Source organism: Citrifermentans bremense, from assembly GCF_014218275.1.
Lineage (GTDB): Bacteria > Desulfobacterota > Desulfuromonadia > Geobacterales > Geobacteraceae > Geomonas > Geomonas pelophila.
Window position 1 is genome coordinate 4,450,129 of the sequence record NZ_AP023213.1, and the last position, 8,365, is coordinate 4,458,493.

The 8,365-nt window shown below is 57.1% G+C and carries 8 protein-coding genes; all 8 read right to left on the reverse strand.

What is annotated here, in order from left to right; all coding sequences use genetic code 11:
- Nucleotides 1–35 precede the first annotated feature (35 nt).
- The 8 genes from lysA to rpmH all read right to left on the reverse strand — a co-directional run bounded on the left by lysA (nucleotide 36) and on the right by rpmH (nucleotide 8,365).
- Complete coding sequence (lysA, locus tag GEOBRER4_RS19915) at nucleotides 36–1,289, reverse strand: diaminopimelate decarboxylase (RefSeq protein ID WP_185243695.1); 1,254 nt, start codon at nucleotides 1,287–1,289, stop codon at nucleotides 36–38.
- Between the two features lie 570 nt (nucleotides 1,290–1,859).
- A complete protein-coding gene (rsmG, locus tag GEOBRER4_RS19920) occupies nucleotides 1,860–2,513 on the reverse strand; it encodes a 16S rRNA (guanine(527)-N(7))-methyltransferase RsmG (protein ID WP_185243696.1) in 654 nt (217 codons plus the stop codon).
- Nucleotides 2,510–4,384 carry a tRNA uridine-5-carboxymethylaminomethyl(34) synthesis enzyme MnmG gene (gene mnmG, locus GEOBRER4_RS19925; protein ID WP_318842564.1) on the reverse strand — a complete coding sequence of 625 codons (1,875 nt, stop codon included), beginning with the start codon at nucleotides 4,382–4,384 and terminating at the stop codon, nucleotides 2,510–2,512. The genes rsmG and mnmG overlap by 4 nt, the downstream gene beginning before the upstream one ends.
- Before the next feature lie 247 nt (nucleotides 4,385–4,631).
- Complete coding sequence (gene mnmE, locus GEOBRER4_RS19930; protein WP_185243697.1) at nucleotides 4,632–5,999, reverse strand: tRNA uridine-5-carboxymethylaminomethyl(34) synthesis GTPase MnmE; 1,368 nt, start codon at nucleotides 5,997–5,999, stop codon at nucleotides 4,632–4,634.
- Between the two features lie 19 nt (nucleotides 6,000–6,018).
- Nucleotides 6,019–7,632, reverse strand: coding sequence for a membrane protein insertase YidC (yidC, locus tag GEOBRER4_RS19935; protein ID WP_185243698.1), 1,614 nt, complete (start codon nucleotides 7,630–7,632; stop codon nucleotides 6,019–6,021).
- 18 nt (nucleotides 7,633–7,650) lie between these two features.
- Entirely contained in the window at nucleotides 7,651–7,863 is a 213-nt protein-coding gene (yidD, locus tag GEOBRER4_RS19940) for a membrane protein insertion efficiency factor YidD (protein WP_214608077.1), read from the reverse strand.
- Complete coding sequence (gene rnpA / locus GEOBRER4_RS19945; protein ID WP_085814479.1) at nucleotides 7,856–8,206, reverse strand: ribonuclease P protein component; 351 nt, start codon at nucleotides 8,204–8,206, stop codon at nucleotides 7,856–7,858. The genes yidD and rnpA overlap by 8 nt, the downstream gene beginning before the upstream one ends.
- Before the next feature lie 9 nt (nucleotides 8,207–8,215).
- A complete protein-coding gene (rpmH, locus tag GEOBRER4_RS19950; protein WP_012532489.1) occupies nucleotides 8,216–8,365 on the reverse strand; it encodes a 50S ribosomal protein L34 in 150 nt (49 codons plus the stop codon).

The following is an 8,365-nucleotide window of genomic DNA, read 5'->3' on the forward strand; positions in this document are numbered from 1 at the left end:
CACCAGCCGCTTGGAGCGCCGTGCGGCCCTGAGCCTCAAAGAAAGGACGGTACACGCTCGCCCCGGACCAGGTCCTCCAGCTTCTCCCGGTCGCGCACCACTTCGAACTTATCCCCGTCGACCATCACTTCGGCGGCGCGGGGGCGGCTGTTGTAGTTGCTGCTCATGGTGAAGCCGTAGGCTCCGGCGGACATGAACGCAATCAGGTCGCCCTGGCGGAAGTTCGGGAATTCGCGCTCTTTCACCAGGAAATCGCCAGATTCGCAGATGGGACCGACGATATCGCCTTCGATCATGCCGTCCTGGTTACGGAAGACCGGCCTGACGCCGTGGAAGGAACCGTAGAGAGCCGGACGGGCCAGGTCGTTCATCCCTGCATCCACGATGACGAAGTTTTTTTCCTCGCCTTTTTTAGTGTAGAGGCATTTGCCGACCAAAATGCCGGCATTGCCTACTAGGTTCCTCCCTGGCTCGAAAATTAGGTGCAGCCCGAGATCCTTGGTCTCTTCCTGGATGGATGAGCCGTAATCCGCAGGCAGCGGTGGTGCTTCGTCGTCATACTGGATGCCAAGACCGCCACCCAGGTCGAGATACTTGATGTCGATCCCCATCCCCCTCACGCCGTCCAGGAGCCGCTTCAGCTTCTTGATGGCGTCGACGAAGGGAGAGACCTTGGTGAGCTGGCTGCCGATATGGCAGTCGATGCCCAGAATCTCTATGTTGGCGAGCCCCTTGGCGCGCTGGTACTGCTCCAGGGCACGCTCGATGTTAATGCCGAACTTTGCTTTTTTGAGGCCCGTGGTGATGTAGGGATGGGTTTGCGGATCGACGTCAGGGTTGACGCGGATGGCGATGCCCGCTTTACGGCCGATACGTCCCGCGACTTCGCTGATGCGGTCCAGTTCCTGCTCGGACTCGATGTTGAACATCAGGATCCCGTTCTCAAGGGCGTAGGCGATCTCGTCGTCTCTTTTGCCGACGCCCGAGTAAACCACCTTCTTCGGATCCACCCCCGCGGCGAGAGCGCGGTACAGTTCCCCTCCCGAGACGATGTCGACCCCGCCACCAAGTTTGATGAAGGTCTTCAGCACCGCGAGGTTGGAATTGGCCTTTACAGAGTAGCAGATGGTGTGCGGGGCCTGGGCGAAGGCATCGTCCATGGCCCTGTAGTGTCTTTCCAGCGTCGCCTTCGAGTAGATATAGACGGGACTGCCGACGGCGGCGACGATATCCTTTATCGCGACGTCTTCTGCGAACAGCTCTTCACCTTTGTATTGGAAATGATGCATGTTCTGTCCCCCTTAGATCCTTTTCAAAATCTACGGCGTAAACAAAAAAAGTTTTTATTTCTAACATACAAAAGATGCAGTTGTCAAAATTATTGCTCCCGGAAGGGTTGAAGGATTCCGGGGTTCACGCAGAGCTTTCCGTTAGGCGAGGGAATAAGAATACTAAGGAAACACCTTTTTACTATGCCGAAATAACATCTGTGATTTGTGCAATAACTCTAATACAAATCACTACTCGTACAGGAGCGACTTCTCCCGGTTAAAAATTAAAACAGACTAAGCCACAGTTCACTCGGACCATTCGCTCCGAAGGTGATCCAAACACGTCACTCACTGCCGCTCAGACTCACCTGCCAGATGATACCGACCTTGCTCGACGACAGGTCGAGTCAAAAGAGCAGGAAAGTCTTCCGATCGCCTCACCGAGGCAAATTGCACAAAAATTAGGCTTTAAAAAAGGGGTCAAAAATCGCCGAACACAAACGAGCGCAACCGTCGCCCTGGCTTTTATCTTTTCGCCCTCTTACGGCCCTTTTTTGCTCATTAAATAAAACATTGGCAAATACTAATTCATTTTTTACCAATTACAACCAGCGATCTGGCGTCGCCGGTACCGGGAAGGGTAAAATCGATGACTTCGAGCACGCGGGCGCCGAGAGCGTCGAGTTTCGCCGAGGCTGCTTCCACCTCTTCGGTGGCGTTGCGACCCTTCATGGCCACGATCCGTCCCTCCGGTTTAAGAACCAGCAGTGCCATGGCGACGAAGGAAGGAATGTCGGAGAACGCCCTGGAGACGACCCAGTCGAAGCTGGCGGCATACTCCTGCGCCAGCGTCTCCGCACGTACATGCAGCGCGTTGAAGCCTGTGAGGTTCAGAAGCCGCACCGCCTGCTTTTGAAAACTGATCTTCTTGACCACTGCATCCACAGAAACCATATCCAGATCCGGCTGCACGATCTTCACCGGGATACAGGGAAAGCCGCCGCCCGAACCGATGTCCAGCAGACGCCCGGAGCCGCGCACCGCCTTCAGGAGGCTCAGGGAATCAACCAGGTGCTTGAGCGCGATGTCCTCGTCCCCTGTAATAGCCGTCAGGTTGATCTTCCGATTCCACTTTTTCAGCTCCTCGGCGAAGAGGTTCAGGCTCTCCAACTGCGCCGCGTCGAGCTTCACCCCAAGCTCAGCCGCACCCTTTTTCAGGAGGTCTTTCGCACTCTGTATCATCTGCCATACCTCGCTTTCAGCGCGATGGAGAGGATCGTTATACCGGCCGGCGTCACACCCGGGATGCGGGATGCCTGTCCCAGCGTGTCCGGCCGGAAGCGGACCAGCTTCTCGCGCACCTCGGCGGAGAGGCTGGGAACGGTGCTGTAGTCCATGTCCGGAGGGATCGTGGTGCTCTCCAGTTTTGCAGCGCGCGCGACCTGCTCCAACTGACGCTCGATGTATCCCTTGTACTTGATCTGGATCTCCAGCTGTTCGCGCACCGTTTCCGGCAGCTCCATGATCTCCGGGTAAATCCGGGAAAGGTCGCAGCAGGTGAAGTCAGGGCGACGCAGCAGCTGCTCGTAGCTGATCGCGTTCTGGATACCGACCAGATCCCATTCCTGCAAAAGCTCCTCGCCTGCCGCCGACGGGGTCAACCTTTCCCTGGAAAGCCGTTCCAGTTCGAAGTCGATCAACTCCTTCTTGGCCAGGAAGGATTGGTACAGGCTTTCCGGAACAAGCCCGATTTCGTGCCCCTTCTCCCGCAGCCTGAGGTCCGCGTTGTCCTCGCGCAGTAGCAGGCGGTATTCGGCGCGGGAAGTGAACATGCGGTACGGCTCCTTTGTGCCGAGCGTCACCAGGTCGTCGATCATGACGCCTATGTAGGCTTCGCTCCTCCCCAGAACCAACGGTTCCCTCCCCTGCACCCTGAGCGCCGCGTTGATTCCGGCCATCAATCCCTGTGCAGCCGCTTCCTCGTACCCAGAGGTGCCGTTGATCTGCCCGGCATTGTACAGGTTGCGGACCAGCTTCGTCTCCAGCGAGGCGTGCAGCTGGATCGGGTTGACGTAGTCGTACTCAATAGCATAGGCCGGGCGCATGATCTCCACCCGCTCCAGCCCCTCGATGCTGCGGTAAAAGGCCCACTGGATGTCGATGGGAAGGGAGGTGGACATGCCGCTGGGGTACACCTCGACAGTCTCGCGCCCTTCCGGCTCGATGAAGGTCTGGTGCCGGTCCTTCTCCGGGAAGCGGACCACCTTGTCCTCAATGGAAGGGCAGTACCTCGGGCCTATCCCCTCGATGATACCGGCGTACAACGGTGAGCGATCCAGCCCAGAGCGGATGATGTCGTGGGATTTGGGATTGGTGTAGGCAACGTGGCAGGGAACCTGCGGCTGTTCGATCCGTTCTGTCGAGAAGGAGAACGGGATCGGGTTCTCGTCACCGTGCTGAGCCTCAAGTCTGTCGAAGTCGATGGTCCTGCCGTCCAAGCGGGCGGGAGTGCCGGTCTTCAGCCTCCCCACCTCGAAGCCCACGTCCTTGAGTCCGTCCGAGAGGCCGATGGAGGGAAGGTCCCCTGCCCTGCCGCCGGGGTAATTGACAAGGCCGATATGGATAAGGCCGCGCATGAAAGTGCCGGTAGTGAGGACGACAGTCTTGCCCAGAAACCTCACACCGCCCTTAGTATCCACCCCTGCAACGGATCCTTCTTCCAGGTACAGATTGGTAACCTCGACCTGCTTCAGATCCAGGTTATCCTGCTGCTCCATGACGTGCTTCATGCGCAGGCGGTACAACTGCTTGTCTGCCTGCGCGCGGGAGGCGCGCACCGCCGGGCCCTTTTTGGTGTTGAGCACGCGGAACTGGATTCCTGTTGCATCGATGTTCCGCCCCATCTCCCCGCCAAGCGCGTCAATCTCCTTGACCAGGTGTCCCTTCGCCAAACCGCCGATGGCAGGGTTGCAGGACATGAGCGCGATGGCGTCCAGGTTGATGGTGAGCATAAGGGTGGGACGTCCCATGCGGGCGGCGGCGAGAGCAGCCTCACACCCGGCATGACCGGCACCGACCACAATTACGTCATATGTCTTATCGTAAACTATCAAACCTTACTCCATTGATACCTGAGACTTATTTACCGCAGAGGACACTGAGGTCACAGAGGGGTTAAAACCGGAGTGTTCCACGTGGAACATCAAACCTGGAGAACCAACCAGCGCATCTTCAGACTACGTAGCCCAAGTTGTCGGTCCGTCCGGAAGTTATAACAAGAACAAGCCGTTTGCAGCCATGTTTCACGTGAAACAACAGAGGAATCATGAGCCAAACCGGGATGTTATACAATATACAAAACTACTTGCCTATACAGAAGCTGGAGAAGATCCGGTCCAGCACGTCATCCACAGTGGTCTCTCCGGTAACCTCCCCTACCGCGTCCAGTGCATCTCGCAGATCCACAGGGAGCAACTCCATATTCACCCCTGCCTCCAAATTCTCTACGAAAGATTGCAGCGACTCCCTCGCCTTTAACAATGCATCGCGATGCCGCGCCTTGGAGAGTGCGACGAACTCGCGGCCGTCTATGGCGTGCCCATGCATGAAAGCGTTGGTGATGGCATCTCGCAGTTGAGGAACGCCCTCCCCGGTAAGGGTGGAGATAGCAACCGCAGGAGCGGTGCATTCAGCAGGAAGTTCCACAGCCAGCGGTAAGTCGGACTTGTTGCGCACCATGATGCAGCTCTTCGATCCGATAGCCTGCAGTATGACGGCGTCATCCTCTCCAAAAGAGGAAGATCCATCGATGACGAAGAGCACCAGGTCGGCTTTGGGAATGCGGTCTAGCGAAAGCCGCACGCCTTCCTGCTCTACCTGGTCTTCCGACTCGCGGATCCCGGCAGTGTCCAGTAGCTTTACCGGGAGGCCGTTGATGTTGACGACCTCCTCGATCAGATCCCTGGTGGTGCCGGGAACTGAAGTGACTATGGCGCGCTTCTCCTTCAGGAGAGTGTTGAGCAGACTCGACTTTCCGACGTTGGGCTTCCCGGCGATAACCACGGATACCCCGTCGCGGAGCACCCTTCCCTCGTCAAACCCTGCTATCAGTGCGTCCAGTTCGGAAAGCGCGGGAGACACTTTACCCAGAACGTCGGTCTCTACCGCTACATTCACGTCGTCCTCGGGGAAATCAATCAGTGCCTCGACGTAAGCCAGAGCATAGACGATTCCCTCTTTCACAGTCGATATGCGCCGTGACAAGAGTCCTTCGCGCTGGTGCTGGGCCAGGGCCAAAGAGGCGTCGGTGCGGCTGGAGATGACGTCCATGACGGCTTCTGCCTGCACCAGGTCGATACGCCCGTTGAGGAAGGCGCGCTTGGTGAACTCGCCTGGGTGTGCCGGCCGCGCGCCTTGGGAAATGACCAGCGACAGGATACGGGAGACCACCAGGGTGCCGCCATGGCACTGTATCTCGACCACATCCTCGCGGGTGTATGAGTTCGGGCTCTTCATGTAGACAGCCATGGCCTCGTCCACGAGGTCGCCGGTTTCTGGCTGCACCACTTCGCCATAAGAAAAACGGTGGCTTTTTAGGCCACCGTTCGATTTAGGATTGAAGATGCTTCGAGCGATCTGGAGGGATGCGGGGCCGCTGATCCTGACGATCCCTATGCCACCTTCCCCTACCGGAGTGCTGATTGCTGCGATTGTGTCGCGGACATACATTTGCTGTACCTGCTGCCGGTTAGTCTGCTACGGCTTTGTTGATATACATCTGCTGCGCGATGGTCAGCACGTTGTTCACCAGCCAGTAGATAACGAGGCCGGACGGGAAGTTCAGGAACATGAAAGTGAAGACGATCGGGAGCATGAGCATCATCTTCGCCTGGACCGGATCCATGTTGGTCGGAGTCATCTTCTGCTGGATGAACATGGTGGCACCCATGATGATCGGGGTCACGTAGTACGGGTCCTTGGCGGAAAGATCCGTGATCCAGAGGTAGAACGGAGCGTGGCGCAGTTCGATGGAATACATCAGCGCGCGATAGAGCCCGAAGAAAACCGGAATTTGCACCAGCATCGGCAGGCAGCCGCCGAGCGGGTTGACCTTGTGGGTCTTGTACAGTTCCATCACGGCGCGGTTCATGGCGTCGCGGTCGTTCTTGTACTTCTCCTTCAGCTCGGTCATCTTGGGCTGCAGCTTCTGCATGTCCTTCATGGACTTGTAGCTCTTGTGGGTGAGCGGGAAAAAGACCAGCTTCAGTATGAAGGTGATGATGATGATAGCGATACCGTAGTTGCCGGTGTACTTGTAGAGGAACTTCAACGAATGAATCAGCGGCTTCGCAATCGGTCCGAACCAGCCGTAATCGATGACCTCTTCGAGACGGTTCCCCTGTACCTTCAGGATGTCCAGATCCTTCGGACCGTAGTAGATGGCGTAGTTTACTGCAGAGCTTTGCCCGGGAGCCACGCTGACAGTGGGGGAAACGACGTCGCGCTGAAGGGCGTCATTGGTCGGGCGAGAGATGCGGACCTGGCTTATGCTCCCCTTCTCGGCAATGATCCCATCCATGAAGTACTTGTCGGCAAAAGCGGACCAGGCGACGTCCTTGCTGTACTGAACCGGGTTTTTCTGCACGTCGTCAAGTTTGTCTACTTTGACCTTCCCTTCGATCAGAGTAGACGGGGCATGAACTTCGTACCGCCCCTCTTTCTTCGCATCTACTACACGAGAAGTCTGTAGCAGGTGCATCGCTCCGGTCAAAGCCACATTGCCTGCGTTGTGCACTTCCTCGGTAAGACCGATGCGGTAAGCATCGCCGGAGAAGGTGTAGACCTTGCGGAAGGTGATCCCCTGGGGCGAGCTGGTGGCGAACTCAAGCGTCCCCTTGCCGCCGTCGGTGACCTTCAGTTCACCGGTGCTTGCAGTGTAAAGGGCGTTGGGGGAGATGCCGAATTCCCTGGAGTCGCTGAGAAGAGCATAGCGGTTGGGGGCGGTCTCGTTGACCAGCACGACATCCTTCCCCTGGGGCCCTGCGGTCTCCTTGTACTTCTTGAGGACGAACTTCTTCAGGCCGCCACCCTGCGTGGAGAAGACAGCGGTGTAAAGATCGGTATCTACGGTGACGTCCTTGGCAACGGCTGCGGCCTGACCTGCCTGGGGTGCCGGCACGGATACGGGCGCTGTGCCTGCGGTCGGTGCCGCTACTGCGGTGGGCGCAGGCGCCGAGGCGGAAGTCATGGCGGCCTGCTTGGCCCCGGGGACCGGTACGGGCTTGGGCGTCGGGAAGATGAAAGAGTAAGCGTAGAGGACCCCAATGGAGAGCACTACCGCTATGATGAGACGTTTTTCCATGAAATTCTCCTGAAGAGACTATTTAACCGGATCGTACCCGCCTGGATGGAACGGGTGGCACCTCAGTATGCGAGCGGCCGTCAGCCACAACCCCTTGACGGGACCGTACTTTTCCAATGCTTGTAAGGAGTAATGCGAACAGGTAGGGTAAAAACGGCAGGAAGGGGCCTTGAGCGGAGAGATGAACCTCTGGTAGAAGACTACAAGGCCTATGAATATCTTCTTAAGCATACTTTTTTCGCAGCCGCCCGAAGGCGGCTGCGAGCTCTGTTGAGATCTGGTGAAAGTCAAGCACGTCCGCCCCTTTCTTGGCTACGATGTTGATATCGGCCGAGATGAAAAGAGACTTGTTCTGCCTGTAAAACTCCCGCAGTCTTCTCTTGATACTGTTTCGGACTACGGCGTTCCCTACCTTCTTGCTCACGGTAAACCCAACCCTGGTGCCCGACCCTTCGCGCAGTTTCAACAGCACAAGGAAATGCTGCGTGTGCAGCTTCGTTGCGCCTTCGTTGAACTGCAGGAACTCGGGACGCCTCAAGAGGCGTTCGGCCTTGGGAAAATTGGAGCTGGTCAAACAGGAAAACTACTTGGTTGCGATGCTTACGGAAAGACGCTTGCGCCCTTTAGCCCTTCTCCTCTTGATAACGAGACGGCCGTTTTTGGTGGCCATGCGTACCAAGAAACCGTGGGTTCTTTTCCTGGAGGTATTGCTGGGTTGGAAGGTTCTTTTCAT

What these genes read in the sequence shown, in the direction of transcription:
- lysA (WP_185243695.1), bottom strand. Translation starts at nt 1,289, where the DNA reads ATGCATCATTTCCAATACAAAGGTGAAGAGCTGTTCGCAGAAGACGTC.
- rsmG (WP_185243696.1), bottom strand. Translation starts at nt 2,513, where the DNA reads ATGATACAGAGTGCGAAAGACCTCCTGAAAAAGGGTGCGGCTGAGCTT.
- mnmE (WP_185243697.1), bottom strand. Translation starts at nt 5,999, where the DNA reads ATGTATGTCCGCGACACAATCGCAGCAATCAGCACTCCGGTAGGGGAA.
- yidC (WP_185243698.1), bottom strand. Translation starts at nt 7,632, where the DNA reads ATGGAAAAACGTCTCATCATAGCGGTAGTGCTCTCCATTGGGGTCCTC.
- yidD (WP_214608077.1), bottom strand. Translation starts at nt 7,863, where the DNA reads ATGCTTAAGAAGATATTCATAGGCCTTGTAGTCTTCTACCAGAGGTTC.
- rpmH (WP_012532489.1), bottom strand. Translation starts at nt 8,365, where the DNA reads ATGAAAAGAACCTTCCAACCCAGCAATACCTCCAGGAAAAGAACCCAC.